This is a genomic window from Polynucleobacter paneuropaeus (assembly GCF_003261235.1).
Classification (GTDB): domain Bacteria; phylum Pseudomonadota; class Gammaproteobacteria; order Burkholderiales; family Burkholderiaceae; genus Polynucleobacter; species Polynucleobacter paneuropaeus.
Genome location: NZ_CP030085.1, coordinates 1,395,241 through 1,421,479 on the forward strand (window position 1 = coordinate 1,395,241; position 26,239 = coordinate 1,421,479).

9 protein-coding genes are annotated in these 26,239 nt (G+C 44.8%); all 9 read right to left on the bottom strand.

Going from position 1 to position 26,239, the window contains the following annotated elements; translation table 11 throughout:
- The coding region (locus Pas1_RS07370; RefSeq protein WP_148666458.1) for a transposase at positions 1-237 on the bottom strand (237 nt) is incomplete at its 3' end.
- Positions 238-325: 88 nt separating this feature from the next.
- Complete coding sequence (locus tag Pas1_RS07375; protein ID WP_112294902.1) at positions 326-17,254, bottom strand: autotransporter-associated beta strand repeat-containing protein; 16,929 nt, start codon at positions 17,252-17,254, stop codon at positions 326-328.
- 177 nt (positions 17,255-17,431) lie between these two features.
- A complete protein-coding gene (locus Pas1_RS07380) occupies positions 17,432-19,171 on the bottom strand; it encodes a ShlB/FhaC/HecB family hemolysin secretion/activation protein (protein WP_112294903.1) in 1,740 nt (579 codons plus the stop codon).
- A 191-nt stretch (positions 19,172-19,362) separates the two neighbouring features.
- Positions 19,363-19,974, bottom strand: coding sequence for a response regulator transcription factor (locus Pas1_RS07385; RefSeq protein WP_112294904.1), 612 nt, complete (start codon positions 19,972-19,974; stop codon positions 19,363-19,365).
- Positions 19,975-20,090: 116 nt separating this feature from the next.
- Positions 20,091-21,596 carry a sensor histidine kinase gene (locus tag Pas1_RS07390; RefSeq protein WP_112294905.1) on the bottom strand — a complete coding sequence of 502 codons (1,506 nt, stop codon included), beginning with the start codon at positions 21,594-21,596 and terminating at the stop codon, positions 20,091-20,093.
- Between the two features lie 36 nt (positions 21,597-21,632).
- Positions 21,633-22,313: an outer membrane beta-barrel protein gene (locus tag Pas1_RS07395; protein ID WP_112294906.1), complete on the bottom strand. Its 681-nt coding sequence runs from the start codon at positions 22,311-22,313 to the stop codon at positions 21,633-21,635.
- A 1,048-nt stretch (positions 22,314-23,361) separates the two neighbouring features.
- Entirely contained in the window at positions 23,362-24,558 is a 1,197-nt protein-coding gene (locus Pas1_RS07400; RefSeq protein WP_112294907.1) for a hypothetical protein, read from the bottom strand.
- A gap of 46 nt (positions 24,559-24,604) precedes the next feature.
- A complete protein-coding gene (locus tag Pas1_RS07405; RefSeq protein ID WP_112294908.1) occupies positions 24,605-25,441 on the bottom strand; it encodes a hypothetical protein in 837 nt (278 codons plus the stop codon).
- Between the two features lie 62 nt (positions 25,442-25,503).
- Complete coding sequence (locus tag Pas1_RS07410) at positions 25,504-26,139, bottom strand: hypothetical protein (protein WP_136625607.1); 636 nt, start codon at positions 26,137-26,139, stop codon at positions 25,504-25,506.
- Positions 26,140-26,239: the final 100 nt, after the last annotated feature.

Here is a 26,239-nt window from a genome sequence, read left to right on the forward strand (position 1 = left end):
CGATAAGTCCGCTACGAGTTTCTTAAGCCGGGTATTTTCCAGCTCTAGATCTTTGTACTTACGAGCCTGATCGACTTTCATGCCGCCGTAGATCTTGCGCCAGCGATAGTAACTTTGCTCCACCGTTCCCACTTCTTTACAAGCTTGAGCTAAGGTTTTGCCATTGGTGGTTAAAACATCGATTTGACGCAATAAGGTGACGATTTGCTCGGGTTTGAGACGCTGACCTTTAGCCATATTTAGCACTCCTTTAAGGTAGAAGATTATCAAAAATCCTCTCTATTGGAGTGGTACTAAAAATCAGGTCAGTTCAAGTCTGCATTTTTTACTGCACACAGCTTAGGTAACTCGCCTCATAGCGCAGGACGCATGCTTCACTAGGAGATCCAACGGTAACTGATCCGCCAGATTGATCGTACATAATTTCAGAGGCTAGCTGAGTAAATTCATTATTAAATGAATTTTGTAATGCTCCACCAGTACTATATTGAGCAGATGTTAAATTACTCGTACTTGTCGTACTACTAGATGACGCACTAGCCGTTGTATCGGTCACGCTGTAATTCAACCCTGATCCAGATAATCCAGACACTGTACCGCCACTATTAAAGATGCTAACGATGAGACCGCTACCTGCTGGAGTAAAGCCGCTACCACCAGAGCTGCCAGCATTAAAAGCAATATTACCCGTTTGAGTCGTCAAGCTTAAGGTTTGATTTGCAGTGCCATTACCTAAGGTAAAGCCTTTGGCAGTATAGGTTTGATCACCTGTAGTAGAGACATTTTCCTTAATGGTTACTGTGCCCACCAAATTGGCTGGAGTCGTATCAATGGCGCTATACAGCGCACCAGTGGCAGCATCTTGAGCGCCGGTAGAAGCAGTTAGGCTCTTAAGGGCAGCAATCCCACCCACCACATCATTAAAGATAATGCTGGGGGCCTCATTGGCTATGGTCACTGCCTTTACAAATAAATTATGTGTGCCAGCGACGGTATCGTTAATCGTACCGTTAAAGGTGATCGCTGGATCTTCTGATAACAAAACGCGGGTTGGGCCGTTACTACCGTTATCCCCTACCAATAAACTGCCGTTATAGATTTGAGTTAAGCGAGTGCTGATATCCGCATTTAGATTAATCGTATTGGCACTGACTGTTAAGTTAGACAAATTGTTACTTGATTGCGATTGATAGCTAGCATAGGTAGTTGGGCTATAGCTTTGTGTGCCTGTGTTGTATGTCTGGGTAGCAACTCCCACTTGGCCATTGAACGTTACTTGACCAGCTGTAGCGCTGAGCTCTAGGGATTGATTCGTAGTGCCAGCATTTAGCGTGCTAGCAAATGTAATGTTACCCGCGAATGACTTTAAGGTCGTACTGTTAGTAGAGTTGTTAATTGTCACAGCGCCGTTATAGGCCTGATTACCAGAGCTTGTAATATTGCTAGCTAAAACCACTGCACCATTTACCGTCAGGTTAGGCAGAGTGACGCCTGAAGTACTAAAGGTTCCTCCAGAAGAATTGAGCGCGCCAGTACCTAATGCAGAGCTTGAGCCAGCAATCAAGTTAGATCCTGACCCCAAGCTAGTGCCGCCGCTATAGCTATTACCGCCAGTAAGTGTTAATGCACCTGTGCCAGATTGGCTAATAGATCCAGTACCAGAAACAGTATTGGCAAAAGTAGTTGCAGTTGATCCAGTAAAGCTCAGTGTGCCATTAGCGGTGATGGCAGAAGTTGGTGTGAGGGAAGTTAAATTGGCAGCGTCATAGACTACTGTCTTAGTGGTTGGAATAATTACAGTGGCTACGTTGCTGAGTGTCGGAATAGCACCGCCAGCCCAGTTGGCACTGTTAGACCAACTACCTCCTGAGGCACCGGTATACGTTACTGAAGCTAGCTGAAGAATGGCGCCAGTTGTATTAATAGTCCCACTACCGGTAAGGTAGTAGTTTGCGGAATCAGCGCCAGTTAATGCTGGAGTGATCGTAATAGATTTACCAGTTCCTACATTGGTATCAGCAAAATTACCCGATCCCGTAACGCTAACAGTATCTCCGGTTTTAAAGCTGGTAGAGGAGGCATTTAATGTCAAACCAGAAACGTTGGTCGTGCCATCATAGGTTTTGCTTAAGCCAGCTACCGTAATATTGCTTGGGTTAATTCCCAAGGAAGAGACGGTTAGAGCACCAGATACCGTAATCGAATTACTAAAGTTATTGCTGACGATCGTTTTATTGGTGGCGCTCAAGGTGTAAGAGTCAACTTTGTAATTACCAGAGCCACTGGTAATGGTGCTCGTGCCAGTAGTAGAGACTGGGGTTAAAGTAAATGCAACGCTTCCACCGGAGCCGTCACTCATCGTTACCACGCTACCGGTGACAGTTGGAGATAAGGTGTAAATGGTGTTATTGGCTGAGTTCAAATATCTAGCTGAAGTAATGGAGTAACTAGGCGCAGTGCCGTAACTGGTTGCATTATTGGCAACCACTATGGCCAAAGTGTCAGCCGGCACAATTGTGAAATTTCCAGCTTGGTAACTAAACGTGTAGTTACCACCGTTAGCTGCAATTCCACCTGGAGTTAAGGTGTAATTGCTTCCAGCAGTGTTGACCGAAGGCGTACTACGAGAAATCGTCAGCCCAGTAGTATTGAGTACAGAAGTGCCCTGTCCAGCTACCCAGCCACTATAAATCACGCCACCGTAACCAGTGGGATCAGACTCAGTCACAAACTTTTGTGATGGCACGGCGGTTACCGTCAGAACTGCCGGAGTAACCGTAGCGGTATTTAGTGAAGTTCCTGCACTCGCGTTATAGGCAGTTGTAATACTATAGTTAGATAAGGTCGCTGTTCCTGTAGGACCACTAATAGCACTCACATAGTTACTACCATTCGCTGATACGTTGGCACTACTTAAAGTAGCACTCGTGAGTCCAGTCAAGGTCTCACCATTAACTAAACCGGTTGCTGCAACTGAAGTTGGCGCAATCACTGTGCTTCCGCTATAACTTCCAGTTACTGAAATACCCAATGGCGCTGCACTGAGGGTTGCTACGTTTTGCGTTGAAGTACTCGCACTGTTATAGGCAGCAGTAATCACATAGTTTGCCAGGTTGGCTGTTCCGGTTACGCCAGAAGCACTTATGACGTAGTTACTTCCATTGCTAGCCACATCTTTAGAGCTTAAAGTAACACTACTTAAGCCCGTTAAAGTCTGACTATTAAGCAGTCCAGTCGGCAGTACCGAGTTAGGTGTTATCGAATACAGGCCGTTATAGATACCGGTCACGGTAAGGCCTAAAGGAGCACCAGTCAAGGCAACAGCGTTGGTTGTAGTTGTACCTGAAGTGCCGTTATAGGCTGTAGTAATCGCATAGTTACTCAGGTTCGCTGTACCGGTTTTGCTATTAATTGCGGTCACATAGTTAGCACCATTTGTAGAGACATTGGCATCATTTACCGTAACACTGGTTGGCACCAAAGTTTGGGCGGTACCGCTAACGCTAACTAAACCAGTAACTGTGTAGGAAGTTGGTGCAATCGTCGTTGAACCTGAATACACCCCACTAATTACAATCCCGAGGGGTGCCTTATCAATCGTTGCCGCTACTGTGCCGCCAGTAAGGGTGTAATTAGCATTACTTAGCGTCAAACCATTGCTAGCAAAGCTGGTGTAAGCCGCAGCATTGGCGCTAGAGCTCGTTGCCGAACCACTACTAATGGTAGGCATGGCATCACCGTTATACCGTGTGCCACTTAAGGTGTAGGTATTGGCATTGGTAAATGCTGTCGTACCATCATAGGTTTTTGAGATGGCGGCGATATTTAAGACTGCTGGGTTTACGGTATAAGACCGTGAACTTGCCGCTGCATTAAATGCATAGTTAGTAGATGACAGACCGCTGGCGTAAGTCAGGCTATACGTCCCCGCATTTGATGAGGATGTCGGCGCATTGGTAATAGTCGCTATGCCCGATAGTCCAGTAGGCGATGCCGAGATCGCTGATCCTGTACCAGCACTATTGGTATTAAAGGTGTAGTTGATCGCTGGTGTAGCGCCATAAGTACTGGACTGACCAGAGGTAACAATCACATAGGCTTGGGCTTGATTCACTGCATAAGATACAGAACTAGCTGCTGCATTAAAGGCATAGTTCGTAGATGACAGACCGCTGGCGTAAGTCAGGCTATACGTCCCCGCATTTGATGAGGATGTCGGCGCATTGGTAATAGTCGCTATGCCCGATAGTCCAGTAGGCGATGCCGAGATCGCTGATCCTGTACCAGCACTATTGGTATTAAAGGTGTAGTTGATCGCTGGTGTAGCGCCATAAGTACTTGACTGACCAGAGGTAACAATCACATAGGCTTGGGCTTTATCAATCGTCAGCGTTCCCGTACTAGAGCCTGCAGATAATGCATAGATTGGCGAACTCAAACCACTCAAATAAGTCACCGTCGTATAGCTACCAGCATTAGCCGAGGAGTTTAGTGAAACGTTGGTAGCACTCGTTGTCGAGTTGGTACCTTTAAATAAGGCTGTGCCTGTCGCATTGACAGTCGCTGTATCAGAAGAAAGGTATGAAGTGCCAGTTCCATTAGCCAGCGTATTAAAGGAGTAAGTAATTGTTGGTGCTGAGCCATACGTTGGCGTATCGGAAGAGCCAAAGATGACATACATCGTAGGCTGTGTGCCGCGGTATAGAGCGTAGTAACCAGCGCCTGATGAAGGTAGGTCAGACGTTGTCTTGCCGTAACTGATGTTGTAAGAAGATTGACCGGCTACAAATGAACTTAGGTTAGTACTAGATAAAGGGGCACCAGAATACAAGGCAATGATCGCACCGCTACCTGCAGTAATCAAACTTGAAGCACTACTAGCCAAAACAATGTTGTTAGCAGTGCTAGAAGTTGCATCATTAAACCCTGCAGCTAATTTAATCGCTGGTGCTGAGGTGACAGCTGAAGTACTGGTAGTTGTAACGGCATTATTAACCGTTAAGTTACCAGTAATCGTTTGTACTAAGATCGTTCCGGTTGATGACAGGCCTGAGTAAGCTGTGCCACCAATGGTCATCGACCCAATGGTCAGCGCCTGGTTATTAGTAATGGAGAGTGCTCCAAGACCTGATCCTGAAGCAATCGTTGACAGCGTATTGGTAGCGCTACTCAAGGTAATTGCTTTACTGCCAACAAGCGCTAAGTTATAAGCGCTTCCACTGGAGGCAATAGCACCACTCACAGTAATAGCGCCCGCTGTGCTGCCCATTGTAGAGTCCGAGCCTAAAGTAATGGCGCCTGCATAAGTACCACCTGTAGCTGAACTATTAGTCAGTGCTCCTGCACTAGAGATACCAGTACCGTTTAAGGTTAAGGCATTTGCATAGGTCAATGTTTTGCCATTGAGGTCTAGTGCTGCACCACTGTTAACAGTAATGGCACTAGCAGCTCCACCAAAGGCAGCGGCATTGCCAGCTTGAAGCGTACCGCCCGTAATGGTAGTGCCACCCGTGTAGGTATTAGTGCCAGCTAGGCTAAGTACTCCAGAGGTATTACCACCCGCGGCAGTATATCCACTAGCTGTGTTGTAAGCCACTGCAGTAGAACCACCAATTGCACCACTGACTGCACTTAGAGGGGATTTAGAGTTAATTGTTAATGTAGTGACATTAGAAACCGTTCCGCCAATGGAGGCTTTACCGGTTCCGGAGTTGATGGTGAGGGCGTAGGAGTTTTGGGTGCTGGCTGCAGAAAATATAGCTGCACCAGATCCACCAACACCACCGTTATTACCATTGTTGATCGATCCGCCGCCGCCGCCGCCTGTATTAGTAACACCGCCAGCAGTTGAAGTTGTTCCAGTGCTGTAGCCACCGCCGCCAATACCACCAGTTGTAGCCCTCGTTGCACCAGAACTACCACCATAACCGCCACCAGCAACATATAAACCAGCAACACTGTTTAAGGTACCTGAAACACCAATATTCGAACCGGTGATTGGATTGAGAATACCGACGCCACCATTACCAGCTAACGTAGAAGTGCCATTGCCACCAACACCGCCTGCACCACCACCTCCGCCAGCACCGTAACCACCACTCCAGTTAGTCCAACCCCCTCCGTTATTACCTTGTCCGGAAGTGCCTAGACCGCATGTTGATACACTAACTCCGCAAGTTACGCTGCCATTGGTGTAATAGCCATCTTGATTGGGTCCGTTGGCAGAAGATCCACCACCAGATCCACCATTGTTACCTGCTGTATGGGTGAAGTAGTTCTGATTAGCACCGCCACCGCCACCGCCATAGGCTATGAGACCTAATGCCATTGTATTTCCGCCGTTATTACCGGTTGCGACATTGGATGAGGCTTGTGCTCCGCCACTACCAACGGTGATGCTATAGGCAGCTGAGGTAAGTATGCTAGTTGAGGTCAATACACCACCAGCTCCACCTCCGCCACCGCTACCGCCACCACCAGAACCTCCTCCACCTATCAACAGATACTGATAGTTTCCAGCTGTAGCATTCCAAATATAAGCTCCGGAACTATAAGAAATTTCTAAAGTGCTCGCGCCACTGCTTCCGTTGGTATTGCTACTAGTTACCCCGCTAATAGGGGCAATTGCTGTATAGGTATTCCATGAGCTACCACTATTGACACTAACTTGCCATAGACCTGAACCCATAAATTCAATAATCAACGGACCTAAAGATGAAGTTGAGCTATTCACCGCCCCCGCTATCGTCACTACTCCATTACCACTGTTAGCAGTTGAGGTAAGAGCAGTGTTAGCGCCTAGTGTGAGATTGCCACCATAGGTTTGATTGCCACTGGTAGTCACATTACCTGCAAGCGTAGTAGTACCGGTACCGGTAGTTGTTCCCACTGCAGACGCAGAACATCCTGCTGAATTAATACATAAGTAACCCAGAGCGCTTGTTCCACTATTAGCACCAATGATTCCACCAAAAGCTGTGGTGCCAGTACCGTTTGTTATTGATAGGCCATAGTAACTACCGGCTGTACTGTCTACAGTAGAACCAAAAGTAATGTTGCTATTAGTGGCAGTGAGTGCTGCATTAGCACCCAAGGTAACTGCACTGGTGTAGGTTTGCGTACCAGTAGTAGCAATAGAGCCACTTAAAGTACTTGTGCCAGTGACATACAAGTTTGCAGTATTGGTACTGTTGGTAATCGAGGCACCGGTACTCATCGATAAGGTTGATCCTAGAGTAACTGTGCCGCCATAAGTAAGATTGAGTATTCCTGAGGATCCGATACCTACTGCCCCAGTACCTAGCGCATTGCCACTACCCGCGTTGATGGTGCCTGCAGAGATCGTAGTACCACCGGTGTAACTATTGCTGCCGGAGAGGGTTGTAGTGCCAGTGGTGTTTTGGACAAGCGCTACTGTAGAAGTGCCGGTTCCATTGGTAATTGCACCTGTACTAAAGGTAGTGGCATTAGCGCCTGTTAAGGTGAGTGTGACTGGAGTGCCAGTTACTGTAGGGCCAGTGACATTGCCTGTAAAGGTAACACCCGAGGTATCGGCATTGTTAATGGTGCTGCTCGCTAATACGTTCATGGTGCGAGCACTACTAAAGGCAGCGCCAGTAGAGATATTAAGAGTGCCGCCATTAAGGTTAATAGCGCCGGAAGTGTTTCCTAAATTTGTATTAGAGCCTACCGATAAGGTGCCGGCAGAGATGGTAGTGCCACCGCTGTAGGAGTTGGTGCCGGAGAGGGTTAAGGTGCCAGTCCCACTTTTGACTAATGCAACAGTACCCGAGCCATTTTGAACTAGCCCAGAATAGGTAGTCGAAGTGTTATCCCCTCCAGCAGTTAAAGTAGAAGTTGTTCCTGATGAACTATTGGTAATAGTGCCAGTAGTTCCAGTAATGGAAGAAACTGTTGGTGAGTAGCCATAAACATCTAAAGTACCATTTACTGTTACCGCGGATGAGCCTATAGCATTGGCATTACCCAACTGCAAGGTAGATCCAGAAGCTATGGAAGTTATTCCGGTAAAGCTCGTATTGGCTCCGGATAAAGTAGTTGTTGCTGCGCCGCTCATACTGATCGTGCCAGAACCGCTGATGATTGCCGGTAAAGTAGCTGCACTCGTATTGGTAAAGTTTAGCGTACCATTATTGGTAATGGCTACTGCCGAAGTTGGCGCTAATCCTGCCATCGTATTGCTATAACCTACGGTTGTGCCCGTTGGAATAATCACTGTTGCAACGTTACCCAAGGTTGGGGCAACACCCGTGATGTTTGTTGTTCCAATGGTGCTAGTGGTCGTCCAGTTTGCACCGGTAGACCATAAGCCCCCTGCACTACCGGTGTAAGTCACCGATGCTAGTTGATTAACCGTCAGCGTTCCCGTACTAGAGCCTGCAGATAATGCATAGATTGGCGAACTCAAACCACTCAAATAAGTCACCGTCGTATAGCTACCAGCATTAGCCGAGGAGTTTAGTGAAACGTTGGTAGCACTCGTTGTCGAATTGGTACCCTTAAATAAGGCTGTGCCTGTCGCATTGACAGTCGCTGTATCAGAAGAAAGGTATGAAGTGCCAGTTCCATTAGCCAGCGTATCAAATCTGTAAGTAATTGTTGGTGCTGAGCCATATGTTGGCGTATCAGAAGATCCATAAATCACATACAAGGTAGGTTGCGTGCCACGGTATAGAGCATAGTAACCAGCGCCTGATGAAGGTAGGTCAGACGTTGTCTTGCCATAACTGATGCTGTAAGAAGATTGACCAGCTACAAATGCACTTAGGTTAGTACTAGATAAAGGAGCACCAGAATACAAGGCAATGATCGCACCGCTACCTGCGGTAATCAAGCTCGATGAACTACTACCTAAAATAATATTGTTAGTGGTGCTAGAAGTTGCATCGTTAAAGCCTGCGGCTAATTTAATCGCTGGCGTTGAAGTGCTTGATGATGTGCTAGATGTTGTAACAGCATTGTTCACCGTTAAGTTACCAGTGATCGTTTGTACTAAGATCGTTCCGGTTGATGACAGGCCTGAGTAAGCTGTGCCACCAATCGTCATCGACCCAATGGTCAGCGCCTGGTTATTAGTAATGGAGAGTGCTCCAAGACCTGATCCTGAAGCAATCGTTGACAGCGTATTGGTAGCGCTACTCAAGGTAATTGCTTTACTGCCAACAAGCGCTAAGTTATAAGCGCTTCCACTGGAGGCAATAGCACCACTCACAGTAATAGCGCCCGCTGTGCTGCCCATTGTAGAGTCCGAGCCTAAAGTAATGGCGCCTGCATAAGTACCACCTGTAGCTGAACTATTAGTCAGTGCTCCTGCACTAGAGATACCAGTACCGTTTAAGGTTAAGGCATTTGCATAGGTCAATGTTTTGCCATTGAGGTCTAGTGCTGCACCACTGTTAACAGTAATGGCACTAGCAGCTCCACCAAAGGCAGCGGCATTGCCAGCTTGAAGCGTACCGCCCGTAATGGTAGTGCCACCCGTGTAAGTATTAGTACCAGCTAGGCTAAGTACACCAGCTGCACCATTTGATCCGGTATATCCAGTAGCCGTGTTGTAAGCCACTGCAGTAGAGCCACCAATGGCACCAGTAACTGCACTAGTAGCAGCAGTAGAGTTAATCGTTAGCGTAGACACATTAGAAACGGAACCACCAATCTTTGCCGCACCTGTACCGGAGTTGATGGTGAGGGCGTAGGAGTTTTGGGTAACAGCATTCCATGAAATTACAACAATTCCTGAGCCGCCAGCCCCAGATGGCTTTGCTGAAGCCTGGGCTGCAGTAGTACCGCCTGTAACAGATCCACCACCACCACTGCCAGTATTAGCAGCGCCGGAACTTGCAAGAACTGTAGTGTAAGAAGACCCATCTGAACCACCACCTCCAATACCACTTCCCCCTAAACCTATGCAGCTTGTGCAGGTGCCCTGCCCAACCGAACCGCCTCCGCCCGCTGCGAAATAGGTTGAACCGCTATTTACAGTAATAGAACTATTTGATATTGCTATAGCAAGGCCTGAGCCGCCAGCGCCAGCGTTTGTAGTTCCTGTATTTCCACCCGCACCTCCTGCGCCACCGCCGCCGCCACCCAAATAGAGACTGTTAGACCCACCATTACCACCCGCATTGGCATAGTACGTGCCAATAGTGGTTGAACCACTAGCGATAGCACCTTGATTATTTCCGATATTGGATCCCTGACCACCGCCACCAGAACCACCAGATGCCGCACCCGTAGTGGCGGGATAAAGGAAGCTGCCACCACCACCGCCGCCTAGAGCAGTTAGAGGTCCGACTGTAGAACTTTGTCCATTATTTCCAACGCAACAAGTTCCAGTATTGGAATTAAGTGCTGCACCACCAGAACCTACACTAATACTTACCGCATTAGATACAAGGAAAGAATTAAGGCCTTTTGAGTTTGCAATAATGACACCGCCAGCTCCACCACCACCGCCACCGCCAGCATATTCACCTTGACCTCCGGAACCACCACCACCAACAATTAATAGATTGACATTGATAGATGTAGAGCTCGGCGTCCAAGAATACGATCCAGGGCTTCCGGTGCTGTAGGCAATTGAAGGTGGGCTTGCCAGCGAAGATGCAGAAGAATTGAAACTGACGCCAGCATTAGAGCCAGTAGCTTGATAAGAACTACCGCTGCTGTCACTGATGTAATAAGCCCAAGTACTTCCACCATCAGCACTAATCTCCCAATAGCCTCCTCCCAAAAACTTCAGTATTCCTGACCCTGTAATAGTGCTCGAATTCACTGCCCCCGCTATCGTCACTACTCCATTACCACTATTAGCAGTTGAAGTTAGTGCAGTATCAGCCCCTAATGTGAGGTTGCCACCATAAGTCTGATTACCACTGGTCGTCACATTACCTGCAAGCGTAGTAGTACCAGTACCAGTAGTAGTGCCTACAGCAGATGCGGAGCATCCAGTAGAGTTAATACATAAGTATCCTAGTGCACTAGTAGCGCTGTTAGCGCCGACTACTCCACCAAAGGCAGTCGTACCTGTACCGTTGGTAATCGATAGGCCATAGTAACTACCCGCAGTACTGTCTACAGTAGAGCTAAAGGTGATGTTGTTATTGGTAGTAGTAAGCGCTGCATTAGCACCCAAGGTAACTGCACCGGTATAGGTTTGGGTGCCGGTCGTAGTAACAGAGCCATTCAAAGTACTTGTGCCAGTGACATACAAGTTGGCTGTATTAGTACTGTTAGTAATCGAGGCACCGGTGCTCATCGATAGGGTTGAGCCTAAAGTAACTGTGCCGCTATAAGTCAGATTGAGTATTCCTGAGGATCCGATACCTACTGCCCCAGTACCTAGGGCATTGCCACTACCAGCGTTGATGGTGCCAGCAGTAATCGTAGTGCCACCGGTAAAGGAGCCGTTACTACCAGATAGCGTTAGTGGTGAAGTTCCGTTTTCTATTACGCCAGTCACGTTAGAGCCAACTGCTGCGCTAATGGTCGTGGTGCCTGTGCCAGAACCTGAGTTGGTGATCGTACCGGTGTTGTTAATACTAGTGGTCGATACCGTAATTGTTCCTGAGCTATTGTTATTGAATATGACGTTACCAGTACCAGTGCCACTGATACCACCCGATATAGTCAGGGTATTGTTGCCACTATTGGTAAAGGTAGTGCCTGCGGTGGTAATCGCACCACTCAGCGTTAAAGCAGAATTACTACTCGATTCAGCAATACCAGTCACGTTAGAGCCAACTGCCGCGCTAATGGTGGTCGTCCCTGAGCCAGAACCTGAGTTGGTAATCGTACCGGTGTTGTTAAGGGAGCCTGTAGCAAAGGTAATCGTACCGCTCGAAGCACCTTCACTAATGACTAAGTTATTGGTACCAGTCACACCACCACTAAAGGTAGTAGAGATCGCAGTTCCGGTATTACCAATGGTTAATGTTCCAGAGGTACCAGAGGACAGCACAATGGCATTGCTAAAGGTCAAACCAGTAGTGGCTACTTGTAGAGTTGCACTTGTATTACCACTAGAAGCGCCTAAAGTTACCGTACTAGAACCTAAGGCAGAAGCTGAAGTAGAGGCTACTAAAGTGCCTGCGGAGATGGTAGTGCCGCCGGTGTAGGTGTTGACGCCGGAGAGGGTTGTAGTGCCAGATCCAGATTGCGTGAGCGCAACTCCTGAACCTCCTAACTTTGCTGAGATAGTTGCTGCGTTGCCACTAGTATTGGTAAAAGTATAAGAAGTGGCAGTTAATGTTCCCGAACCAGTAATTGAACCGCCACTGTTTCCGACAGTAGCACTCCCAACGGTCTGGTTATAAGAGCTAAGGGCTAATGTGCCGCCATTTACAGTCACGTTGCTTCCATAACCAAAGGCACCAGTACTACCTGTTGTGGCAACACCTGCAGTGATTGTTCCACTACTAACTGTTGTCGTGCCAGTGTAAGTATTTGCGCCTGAGAGCGTAATATTTCCGCTACCTGCTTGGGTGATAGATCCTACTCCAGAAATGACACCTGACAATGTAAGGCTGCTAGAACCCGAGAATGAAACGATGCCTGCATTAGAGATTGCATTACCTAATGATCCAACATTTGCAGTATCGAAATAAATTGTAATTCCAGTAGGAATAATAATTGCTCCGATATCACTAGTATTACTTGAAGTCGGAGCATAACCTAGACTCCAAGTCCCCGTTGACCAAGTTCCTCCACTTGCTCCTATATAAGTAGCATCAACAACATAGCGTGTATAAGAACTGCAACCTCCAAAATTACATAGTACTGGGGGGGCGTTTGATACTGCTGCATACCCCCAAGCTGAAGACGAGAATGTAAAATTAGTTAAATTACTGCTGGTAGATAACTGAGCTGTAGTTAATCCCACCGGCCACGTACCGCTGCCAGAAGTGTAACCGAATGCAGCAATAGTAGGATTTTTAGTAATATCATAAAAGCCATTATTAAAGTAGGAATTTACTGATACAAAAGCATTCATAAGGCCAGCTACAACACCAACTGCACTCGATCCTGTGCCCGGAGAAAATGTTCCAGAATAATAAACATTACTAATCTTATTACCCCAGTCACGCCCGATTAAACCGCCGACTCTAAAGGCGCTAGCTCCAGTAGTAACGTTTCCTGTAGCGTAAGCATTCGTTAGGGTATGTGTACAGGAATCACAGGCATTACTACTAATAGAATAGCCAAGATCGCCAATGAGACCCCCAACCCCACTAGAATTACTGCCAACAGTAACATTTCCAGTAGCAAAAGCATTAGTTATTACGGAAGAGCCTTGATTGACCGATAAACCGATCAGCCCGCCAATATAAGTGGAACCGTTGATAAACGTAATATTACCAGTCGCATAAATATTATTTGTAGTACTTGTCCCATAAAATTGCCCCACGACGCCACCAACATAAGAGGCCGCTACTCCTGAAATAGCCACAGAAGAATAGGAATTATTGAGGTTTACAGTTGCAGTATTGTTAGGATACATTTTGCCAACTAAGCCGCCTGCGGCATAAGTCGTGCTTGTCGAAATGGTTCCAGCCACTCCAATATTACTGAGCGAACCGCCACTCATATATCCAATAAGACCATCATATTTGTTTGTAGCACTGTCGCTAATTGATAGGCCTGAAACTTTATGCCCCAAACCATTAATATTGCCCCAAATTCCAGAACTACTTGCAACGGGTGCAGCGCTATAGCTCCCCGTAAAGGTGAGGTTTCCTCCTAAAATATAATTAGTACCTCCTGAAATGCCAGTAAATGCAGCTTCAGAATTAATAACGGTGTAAGTACTTCCCCCGATAGTGATCGTTCCGCTTGTATTAGCATTGATCTGACCATTAAAACCAGTAGCAGCACCTGTATTTAAAGTTGTGCCAGAGGAATAGAAAGAGTTGCTAACTAAATAACCAGTAGTTAAGCCCCCAGTTGGACTGCTTGCCATACCCATCAGTACTAATCCCCCTGATGCATAACCAGTAACAGAGCTTGAGCTAGGATTAAGCGCCAAAGAACCAGTCGAATAAACTGTCATTGATCCCGTGGTAGTTGATGTTCCTACATAAATGTTGTAACCCGAGTTCAAGGTCAAGGTATTGGCTGACCATCTAACTGCATCGTTGATATAGATATTGCCAGCTGTACCCGATGAAGTTGCTGTACAGCTTGCATTAGTGCAAGTATTAGCAGCGGTAATAGTCACCGAGTTATTTACTAAAGCGGCTGTTAAGGCATCGCCAGTAATATTTCCACCCGATGAGGCAACATAAAAATCATAGGGATCTATCAGCCAAGTTCCTGCTAAACCATTGAAACTTGCTGATGAGATATTTGCGCTGTTAGCGACATTCAATGTTTGACCGGAAGTCTCAATAAAGCCGCCGTTACCACTAGCACCTAATGCTTGTGCAGATAAAGCACCTGCTACTAAATTTCCGTCACCCCAAACCAGCACATTACCGCCATCACCACTAATCGTGCTGTTAGCAGTCATAGTGCTATTAGCATCAATCGTAGTGCTTGCTGAAGTAGGCAGTGCAATGACTGATGAGAGAGTAGGCAGGAGCGCATCTTGGGTTGCACTACCTGAGAGTGGACTTGCTTGGAAGTCGCGACCGATGATGATGTTACCGCCGCCGAGTGTGCCGTTTGCTTCCACTGTGGCACCAATGAGAGTTGTGCTAATAAGACCGGATTGCGCAATCGTTCCGCCTAAACCAGCCCCACCGTTCGTCTGGATGTATCCCGTATTTTGATAGGCGCCTGCTGGGGAGCTCAGGATGATCAAACCGCCAGTATCGGCATTGGCTTGAATCGTTGCTGCAGTATTGAGTGTGGTGTTACCAGCGATGTAAATTTGGCCGGCTTGAGAATTGAGTGTTACTTGGGAGGTGCTTGCTGCCGCGTTGGCAGTGATGAGAGAGGTGCTATCTAATGCGGTGTTGCTAGAAAGAATGTTGCCTGAATTTGGACTACTACTGCTTGAAGGTGTGAAATTGACTGCTGCCAACAAGGTAGCAACTTGGGAGTTGATCGAGGGTGGCGCCAAGGTTGAACCAGAACCAATACCGTTAGCTACACCAATTTGAATCACTCCAGCTTGACTATATCCATCACTAGAAATTAATCCACCAGTAAAGGTATTGGTATTTTTAGCAGCAATAATGACCGTGCCACCGATACTAGTTTTACCCAGTGCATCGACAATACCTTGGTTATTAATGTTGCCATTAACCGAAACAATATTGATCGTCCCACCACTTTGACCATTAGCAGAAATATAAGTGCTGTTATTGGTGGCACTACTTATTGAGCTACTACCAATATTAATATCACCGCTAGCGATGATATTAATAGCGCCACCATTTGAAGTGTAAGTTGTGTCATCCGCATTTAATGCAGAAGTTGAATTACTCTGACTATTGCTTCTATTAACTCCGTTACGACGGTTATTAGCAGTAATCATATTGGCTGAAGTTAAATTGCTTGAGCTCGAATTATTACTACTATTACCGTTGGAATTAATATTACCTAAAATATTAATAATGGCGCCGGCTAAATAGATTGAACCGTTAGAGCCGGTAGTAGTGTTAAGAGATCCATTGACATTAATAGTTTGCGCTACGGCATAGACCTGGCCTACTGCAATGCTGCCATCCATCGTGATCGTTCCACCTGAGGCATTTAATGTCAATGCAGTATCGGCAGTGGAATACACGCTCGTACCAGCCAAAAATTGAATGAGGGGTACAGAGCTCGTAGTGCAATTGCCAATACCAGCGCAGCTTGATGCCGTTGCATCTAATGTGACATTGGTAGTCATTAAGGCATTAGACAGAATTGTGGCCGCAGTACTATCAATGATGATTGACAGAGGGTCTGTTAACCAATTGCCGGTTTTACCCTTAGGCGCAGTGGTATCAACTACCAAACCTTTGCCATAGATGACTGTGCCAGCAGAGCTTGTATCAATGTTGCCACCGTTACCCGCAATTGCACCGCCATTGGCTTTAAAGAGGCCTGCTACAGAGGTGCTGATAGTTGACCAAACCTGAATTGATCCGCCGTTACCATTTTGCGTTGCCGAAGCATCTACTAAAGCGCCTTGTGAAACTGTCACATTGCTAGCATTGACTTGGCTTTGCGAAGCGTTTTGAGTGGTCTTACCAATCAAAATTTGACCACCAGCAGTAGCACCAGTAGCAGTCGTTTTTGATGCGGTATTGAGGTTCACTTGATTGCCAGAAATCGTGATATTGCCACCATCAGCTTGTGCTGAATTGGCACTCACAGTACCACTTTGATTCACTGTGCCAGCGGTTAAAAATACTTTTCCACCTACTGTAGAAACAGTATCAGCGCTAATCGTGCCAGTATTATTAATCACCGAGGCTTTTAAATTAGAAGCTGCATTAGCAGCAATAATAATTTGACCACCTTCAGTTTTAATTGCATTTTTATTGCTGATTAAACTATTAATCGCTGATGCATCGACTGTGATATCGGTTAATTGAGAGCCATTAAAAGATAATGTTACTTTTGTGCCAGAAACTAATGCAACCGTATTACCGCTAGAAATATTAGCAATTAATACACCTTGATTTTTAACTTCAGGCGCCATTAATGCAATATAGCCATTAACACCATTAGCAGTAATTGTGCCTTTATTAATGACTTTTCCAGATTCGCCGCCTGAGAAACTCATTTTCCCAGACATGTAATCAGAATCTTTAATATTCATGGTGGTCGCAACTAAACCACCAGTATTCACCTCAGCACCTTTTCCAAACACTACTCCGTTTGGATTAACAAAGATCACTTGACCATTTGCATTCACGGCACCATTGATCATCGATTGACTAGCGCCATTAACACGATTGAGTGTTGAGGCACTACTGTTGGGTTGATTAAAGTTCACCGTGGCATTTTTGCCCACATTAAAACTATCCCAATTAATCACAGCACGTTGAGTACTCTGATTGATGTTCATGACATTGCCGGTTTGGCTAATGTTGGCCTGTCCTGCGACCACTTGACCATTGGTCGGTAATGCATTGGTAGCTGGGGCGGCAAAAGCACTAGGTACTGTTAGCAGTGTTGCACTCAGAAATACGCTAGCCATGACCGTTTTGCGAACACTCACCCCATGCCCATCATTGCGATGTGCATGCTTCTTACTCAACAAGAAAGAAATCCCCAAATTGCGGGAGGTATTCGACAAAAGCAGTAGCCCCAAATTAAATTGATATGAATGGATTATTTAGGGGTTGGCAATAAGCCTCAACCCTCCGATCGGAGGGTTTTGCTAAATATTTTTAATATTTTTTGTGCTGAGTTGAAATTTTTCTTTTGCTCTCATGACAGCATTGCTGATGCGCAATAGTATGAGGGTGATTTTTTAAAACGGAATGCTTGCCCTGACCCAGGCCTGCATTGTTTTATAGGAGTTATCGACGTTTAGCTGCTGACCACTCGAGTTATATAAGGGGTTGTTACCCACCCTGAAGGCCAAAGAGGCACTGACTACTGCCCTCTCATAAAAATACTTAGCAGAAAAACCTGCATCACCTAGCTGGTAATTGTTATTGGCATTAGTCAATCCTTGCCAGCCCTTATAAAGGTTAACGTACTGCTGCACTATTCCTAAATCACCAAAGGCTCCTACTTGCCAGCTCTCATTAATACGGTGCATGAGTTCTGTTGAAAAAATTGCTCCTTGGGAGCCGCCACCTTGGGATGTAGGGTAGGCGCGCACTCCATAAGCACCACCTAGATAGATTTGCTCTGAGGAATTGAGGTTCTTACTGGCCAATTGCCCATACACTGAATTAGTCCACGTAGTTTCTGGCAAAAATGAGAGGTCTTGCGCATGGCTCAAGCTAAAAGTCCACTTGGAATAGGGCCCTGCTGTTCCTACGCCATTTTGATCTGCTTGCGACTGACTTAAATCACGAATACCTAAATTGCCAAATACATATCCGGCTGAATAATTAACAATCGAACCATCGCTCATCGCCAAATCACCATTGATACTGGCATTTGAGGCTGTAACTTGATAACTACTGAGCGTACTAACGGGATTAGTCTGTACGTTGTTGTATGAGCGATTCTCAATGCTCAGCTTGGCTGTCGAGTTTCCGCCTTGACTACGCTGTAATGCATACGTAGCATTTGCTTGGAATGTCGCTGCAGAACCTGCCGATGGTGTTGAAGTCCAATTGGGCACTGTCATGTATTGAAGATATGAACTTTGCACACCCACTTTCCAGCCATCATATCCAATGGGGGCAATATAGTTACCCACCACATAACCAGAGCCTTGAGATTGAATCACATTTAAGTTCACTTGATCACCAATGCCTGATAGGTTATTCAAACTCAAACTGGCAAGGGCTTGCGTAGCGCCGGTACTAGCAGAGCCATAATTACTGAGCGCTGCTTGCCCACTAAACCAAGGAGTGTCTGATAGCTTGACCTTGAAATTACTCAGACCAGCATCACTCCCAGTCTCGAAAGCGCCGGTTGCAGAAACTCCCGGGGTCTCATTTAGCAACAACATGGCACGCTCAATCGGTTTGGTATTGATATAGACTTCGCCGGCAACACCATGGGTGATATAGGCTTTGGCGCGATCTTCTGAAAAACGAGACCTTGTTTTACCAGCAGTGTCGACAGGCTCCACAATCACTGAACCCATCTTACCTTCTAAGATTTTGATCAGCACTACGCCATCTTTAATTTCTTGAGGGGGTAATGTTGCCTGGGCGATCCTACCTTTAGCAGCATAAAAATCTTGAACTGCTACTGCAGCATCTTGTAGCTCACCAATATAGACAGATTTACCAGTCCAAGGCTTTACAACTTGATCTAGCGCAGATGCAGTGAATAGCGTATTGCCTTCAAAGACAAAACGTGACACTGCAATTTGCTGCCCTTTCTTTTCTACCGGAGTCTGCTCTGGCTTGGGTGGCTGAACCAAAGGAGCCTGTGACTCACGCTGCAATTGCAAATCGAGTTGGTTTTGTAGTGCGCCTGCATCGGGAGCAGCCTGAGCCAATACCCATGAGCTAAGCCCCACACCAACCAACGCAATGAAAGCTCTTAGTAGTGCTTGGATACAAAGTGGAAATGGCTTCATCTAATTTAGAGACTCAGGTTATTCAATCGTTATCAGAACGTCGATGCCCTTGCAATTACTTGCTGTGGGCATCGCTGAATTGAATTATTTCTGCAAGAGGTGATCTTGATAACCCTACGAAAGTAGGGATTTGGGGGAAGTCAAAGAATTAAGGGGCGATATAACTATATAGATATCGCGAGACTGTCTTCTTAGCTATGCAAAAGACTGGTATTAAGCGCAATGAGCTCTGCAAGTGAGCGAAGGCGTAACTTATACATCACTTCAGATTTGTATTCTTTGACGGTTGGTAGTGAAATTCCTAACTCATCTACCAGCTCTTTATTGCCATACCCTTTTGCCAACAGCTCAAAGACTTGACGTTCACGCGGTGATAGCGTTTTGAGAGCCTCAGTGAGTTGAGACTTGCGAATCAGTTCCTGCATCGCATTGGTATCTTGCTCGATGGCTCTAGCGACCGTACTTAAGAAAGCTTCCCGGCTAAAGGGCTTTAGCAAGAAATCAAACGCGCCATTTTTAAAGGCTTTGACAATTTGCTCATCTGAGCTTTCACCGCTAATAAAAATAATCGGGATCTTGTGCCCTTTATCAATGAGCTCTGCCTGCAATTGAATGCCTGATTGCTTTGGCATGCGCATATCAGTGATTAATACTGCTGGCACTAGAGGCTTAAATTCTAGTAAAAATTGTTCAGGACTAGCAAAAGAGAAAATGGTATAGCCGCAAAACTGCAAAGCTCGCTCCAGATCAGAGCGTAACTCATCATCGTCTTCCACCAAAAAGATGTATTTTTTCGAATTCATTTTCTGCTTGATTAATTCATTTGAACCTATTGAAATACATTATGACCAATGAACCCGGTTGCACATACCCTGCGAACGAAGGGAAGGTATAGCGTTAGATTGCCATCACGCTTCCATTACCCCCTAACTGACTTTTCACCAGGAGGAATATCCAGGGAAAAAGTGACACCGCCATGATTTGGCAGATTCTCAAATGTCAAAGAGCCTTGATGGCGCTCGGCAATATAGTGAGACAACCAAAGCCCAATCCCCGTTCCAGAAGATTTAGAGCTTGCAAATAAGCTAAACAATTTATCTGCCTGTTCTAGCCTGATTCCCAAGCCATTATCGGTAACGCAAAGTTGATACCGCCCTTTCTCGTCATATCTACTTTCAATATGAATCATTTTTCTCTCTTTATCTAACGAATCGAGCGCTTCAATTGCATTCGAGATTAGGTTAGCCACCACTTGGCGCATCAAGGAGTCCCACACGATGATAGGCTCTGAGGCGCGCAGATCTAACTCGATCAGAATCTTCGATTTTCTAGCTCGGTCGGCATAAAGAGATGCTACGTCCTCAACGAGCTTATCTAAATTAATAGATGCAGCAGCATCCTTGCCAGACTGAAATAGTTTTTTTAGGCTAATAATAAGATTAGCTGCAGAATGATTAGCCTTGAGAATGTTATTCATGGAAGACTTCAGGTCCTCTAGATTGACATCGGGGCGATTTATTTTATCAATCACCTCATCACTATTGAGCTCGATTCTAGCCAAAAATTGATTGAACTCATGGGCTAAGCCTGCCGATAAGGCGCCCGTCTCTACTAAAGCGTTTTTATTAGATAAATTTTCAATCAAGATATCTTTTTCTTGAAGTAGATTTTGAATCTGCGCATCCCTAGCCTTCACCTTCATTGCGTTATGGGAAAAATTCTCCATCCAGTGCATTAGGATTAATAACTGGAGAAACACAAACAGAGCGCCTCTTAAAAAGCGAGCAGAAACATCAAACTGTGAAATCTCAGCAATCGTAAATCCCAAAAATACACCTTGGCGATTAACCGCAAAGATAAATGCCATCCACATAAGAAAAATAGTAATGAATATGACACTTCCAGAGCGGATCAGATTGAGCCATATCGTTGGAAATATTTTGCTACTAGCGGTAGCTTCTATCACTATCCAGCCCAAAAGACAAAGAATGAATATATGAGCACCAAGTGAGCGGTCCAAATAGTTTCCACCTTGTCCAACAACTAAAAAAGTAAGGAAAAATAGGATTACACATCCTACGCTAGCCAGGATAATCCTCTTTGACACTCTTTTTCGAAGTGCCATAAAGTAAAGGGGCTGACACAGCATTGCTAGGCCAAAGGTAAAGTAGCCTAAAAATAATAATTTCTTAAAAAGCGAGGGTGGGAGTTCTTCGAAAAAGCGATACGGATCTAAATTATTGCCAAAGAATATATAGGCTACGACAACTAAACCTGCGCCTATAAAACCAATAAAACTGGCAATAGACATGAAATAAAAACTCTGGTTTCGCTCAACCCCTTTGGATAGCTGAATTCCTGAAATCAACATTGACAGCAGAATCAATGCTAGTGAGGCGTAATAGAAAGATAGGTACTGAGACATTCTAAGACTTGTCTATATGAATTTTTGAATAAAGCATCAGAATTGATACCCCAGACCCAAAAGCAACCTAGTAGTTTGCGCCGATGTCGTTACAGATGCATTGATTGTGCGACCTGAAGAGACAATCGTTCTTGTCGTAGTCTGAGCATCATAGGACGAATAATTGGCCTCGCCAAACAGATAAATTGAATCATATACAAACTGCTTATAACCAAGGCCCAATAAGTAGCCGCTGAAGTTAGGGCCTGTATTCGAATTATTTACTTGCGTCTGCTTGCCCACCTTGAGGTATAGCAAGCCATCCTCAATTTGAAGGCCAGGGGAAATAAAAAATCCGTAGTTATATAGGGACGTTACTCCACTCACAGTAGTATTTTTATTTAAAGCCTGAATTTGGAGTTGTTGTGTGAGGCCATTAGAAGGAGAAATATTGGCGCCAATTCCAAAATAGTAGTTCTGCGCAATATTGAAGTTATAACCTGCAGTGAGAACTGCCAGAGTATGACTGGATCCACCTGAACTAACGCTAGATGGAATCACTGCCCCATTGAGCGTCAACGAAGAACTAGAAGATGTGTTGACATCGCGATATCCAAGGCCTAAATCAGTATAAAAACCTTCAAATTTAGAGCGTGTTTGGTCTTGCCCCTTAGCGGCAACTGGTAGGCAAACTACCGCCATCAATAATAAGAAAGGAGTAGACCAAATTCTACGCATTCTTGAATATAAACACTAAATGAGTAAGCCTCTAGTCTGAGGAAGGAGGCTTGTATTTAATACCCTACGATCGTAGGGTATATAGATTAAATCTTTCTAATAAACCTCTACAAGTAACTCATTGTTGGTGTGAATCCAAAAGCATCACTATAGGTAATGTGCAGTAATCGCCTACACACTTTTTGGCACACCAACCGTTACTTTAAGTAACGCTTAAATGACCAAATCACACCTTTAGCCTCAAAAGCTAACTTTTGTGACGTTTAGGTCCTGTTTAGGTTCTCTGGTTATGAGAGTAGGCGAGCGTTACTTAAGGTAACGCTTAAAAGACAAAACCCCCATCATTGCTGATGAGGGTTTGCTTTTCTGGTGGGCCCACCAGGACTTGAACCTGGGACCAAAGGATTCCGGTTTGTGTAGCTTTCACTACTCCCTGGACTATGCCTTCATCATATCGATTGCTCGACTTAGATGGGTGCCGTCTAGTCTCTACACCTTCAACAGCACTTTCACGCTGAAGCTTGGCTCGGCGTTAGCTTGTGCAGCTTTTGGCTGCATTTAGCTTTCTCCGAATTTGACACCATCCCTTATGCAGTTTCCACGCATAAGGCACAACTTTCGCTATGAGTCCTCTGCTCTAACCAACTGAGCTATAGGCCCTAAAACTTTACGTTTACTACACACCTTACTGCTGGTGTTTACCACTTCAAAACCACACTAAAACCGCATTTACTACACACCTCGGTTTTTGCTCTGGTGTGTAAGCGGTGTGTAAGCAATTTTAACTACCTAATCCACCACTAAGCTCTTGAATCTATTGAGGTCTTTGTTACAAGACCCCTAGGGCTTCTTTCTTATGAGAGCAGATATCCAAAGAAAACCTCTAGCATTTCAAGAGGTTACGTCTCTTAAATATCGGTGTGTGAGCTTTTGTGTGACTAGATTAACAAGATCACAACAAACACTTTCTCACTCTTTGGTTTTCGAAACCACAGGATTTTTGGAGCAACCATCCAACACTTCGTTGCTCCAAAGTGGTTTAGAGCTACTAATCATCGTCTTCACCCTCTTCATCGTCATACTCATCAACCCAGTCATAGGCAACTTTAAAACCTTCCCGATCTGGTTCACCTTGCCCGGGTAGAGGCTCACCCTCCTCCGCCATCTTAATTGCGTCTCTTTGATCGACCTCCTCTTTTGCCCATGCTAACCAACTCTCATGGTCTTCATTTGCCTTGCGAATACTCTCATTAGATTGAACCTCTACAATGAATCTTCTAATCTTTTGCAATTGATCCCATTCTTGAGAAATAGCACTTAACTGCTCCCACTTCCATTCTTTGACTTTAATAGCCCAAGCTCTGTCTAGTCTTTTTTGAGTTCGAATCTTCTGCTCAAGTTCGCGCTTTTCTCGCTCCTCTCTGGCGGCCCTTGCTTCAACAGCCATTTCGCCAAAAATAACTAAAGTCTTTCCTAGCTGACTTTCTAAGCTAGCCCTAGATGTATCTTTAATCGTTCTTCTTCCGTAAAGATCATCATGGGATAGATGAAGCTCTAACTTTCCACCTGATCCATATTCAATAGTTTCATAGTAGTCATGACTAGTACCGTTGTGAGACCAAGTTTTCTTCTTTTTAATTGGCTTATCAAGCTTTGTACTTGCTTCGTATAAAGAGACAGAATACTTCTCATCATCTTTGATAAATCCAGTGACTTCTGGGTTTGAATATCGCTTGTATTCAAACGTGTCATAACCGCTCTTCTTAAGCTCAGTTACCAAGGTTTGCAAGACCCTTTTCACCCTTCCTATACTTTTAGGTGATACATCTACAGCAAAGCCTTGTTTAGATGCTGTTCGACCAAATTTAGAAACACTATCAACATTAAAGTTCTCAAATGTTTTATCTACAGCAGCATCAAATCTATTGCCTTTATATATCTCCCAAATAGGCGTTGCTGACTTTTCTAAATTGGCCCTAGCAAGTATTTTTGCCTTCTCAATGGCATTTACGGTGAACGATGGTTCATGTTCATTCCACCAGGGCTCTAGAGGTTCCCTTTCAGGAACCTCCACCCCATGCTGCACTTTTGCCCAATACCCAAGCTTAGGTTTTGGCACCCCATAGGCTTTGCACCACTTTCCGAGCCCCACATCTGATATACCCAGTAACTGAGCTACTTTTGTCGTGGGCTCAACCCAAAGCATTTCGTAAATCTCAGTTCTTGTGTAGCGGTCTTTTTCCATAGAATGTCTCCTAGGTTTCAAGCTTTACTCAACTGGTACTACATCGCTAACTTATTTTTTTCTGCTTTCCCTCCAAAATCTTTGCTAAGCCAGGCATCTCTTTAGCAATTCGCTCCTTATGAGCTGCCTTAGACTTATCAATAAATTTTGTTATTTGCTCTTTTGCTTTATCAAAGTTTAGGCTGAAATAATCACCCAATAACCTAATTGCGCGATCTTCAAATGCTGCATCAGCAGGAATCTTTGCAAGAACATAGCGCCTTCCATTTTGCTTTATACAGGCGAAATATTCAAAGGTCACTTGCCTATCTTTCTCGTAGCACAAGTCCTTGTTAAGAACAAACTGTGCAAGAGGTAACTCTTCACGCGCTTGACAATACTTCCATGCCATATCCAAACTATCTTTAGCCAGCTGCTCCCTCTTCGCGCTTGCTACTGGATCAGCCCCAATTGAACGCATTTGCTCAATTCCACCACTTTGTTGAATATAGTCACAAAATTCATCCACTGAAATTTCATTAGCTATAGCTGCCTCGATTACACGGGCATAGACATGTGCTGTTTTACGATCTGTACGGGTTATGTAACGAACCAATATCCCTGCATCAGAGCTATTAGATTGAACCCGAATTCTGTAAGTGTGAAGCATCTTGTGCTTCATCTTTCCCAATAAATCCTTTCTATCAGGAGCAACTGCCAAAGATTTATACAGGACAAATATTTTTGACAATAACTCATATAAAGCCAATCGACCACCGATAACATAGTGCGTAGTAAATTGCTCGTGCTCAAGGGCCAAGTCATCTGCTTGCGCTACTAAAGTCTTAGAAATAACCAATTTGGTCGCAGGCCGTACTTCTGCTTCAATTAATGTTGTATTCATTTTATTTTTCCTTATGTGAGAAAAGCAAGCGTTACAAGTTGTAACGCTTGCTGTATTTGCTGTTAGTGCATCGTTTGCTTGCTGAAATATGTAAAACTAACTTTTAGGCGCTTACATGCCTCATCAATTGCGTTCATCACGGGCTCACTCAATATTGAGCAATTAAGCTCTTTTTTCACAATGGACTCAGCCTCAGCGAGAACTTCTATGTCTTGCCTGCTTAACGCCCTATAAATAGTTAATGCAGCTATAGCATTAGCAAACGTCTTAAATCGATCGACACCTAAACGATCTAACAAAAAATAACCCAGCTTTTCATTGTTTTCACGTTTTTTAGACTCTGCCTCATCGCACACAAGCCCGTCACTCATCAAATTCATATGCTTAGCCAAGCTATCTCGATCAATAAATTGCATGCCATACTTTTTACAAGCCTTAATACGTGCTTTTGTTACTGCAGAATCTTTTAAGCACATATCATGCTTTTTGTAAGTAAGTTCATCAATCTTATCCAGCACCTTTAAATCATCTCTGTTTAATGTTTCTTTGTTCAAAACCTTTCCAATGGCACGCGAATATATATGTATTTCGCGCTTGTCCAAAGAATTAATAATTGTTGTATTCACATCCAGTAAGTTTTGCCCACTAAAGTAGTCAACCAGCTTATTAATTTTTACGTTTTCTTGTCTTAATTGCATTTTTAACTCCTCCTTAAACATAGCGAATTTGCTATGTAAGTAGCTTATTCTTTATTACCTTTATTAAAAATTACCATGTATATAAAACACTATTCTGGTA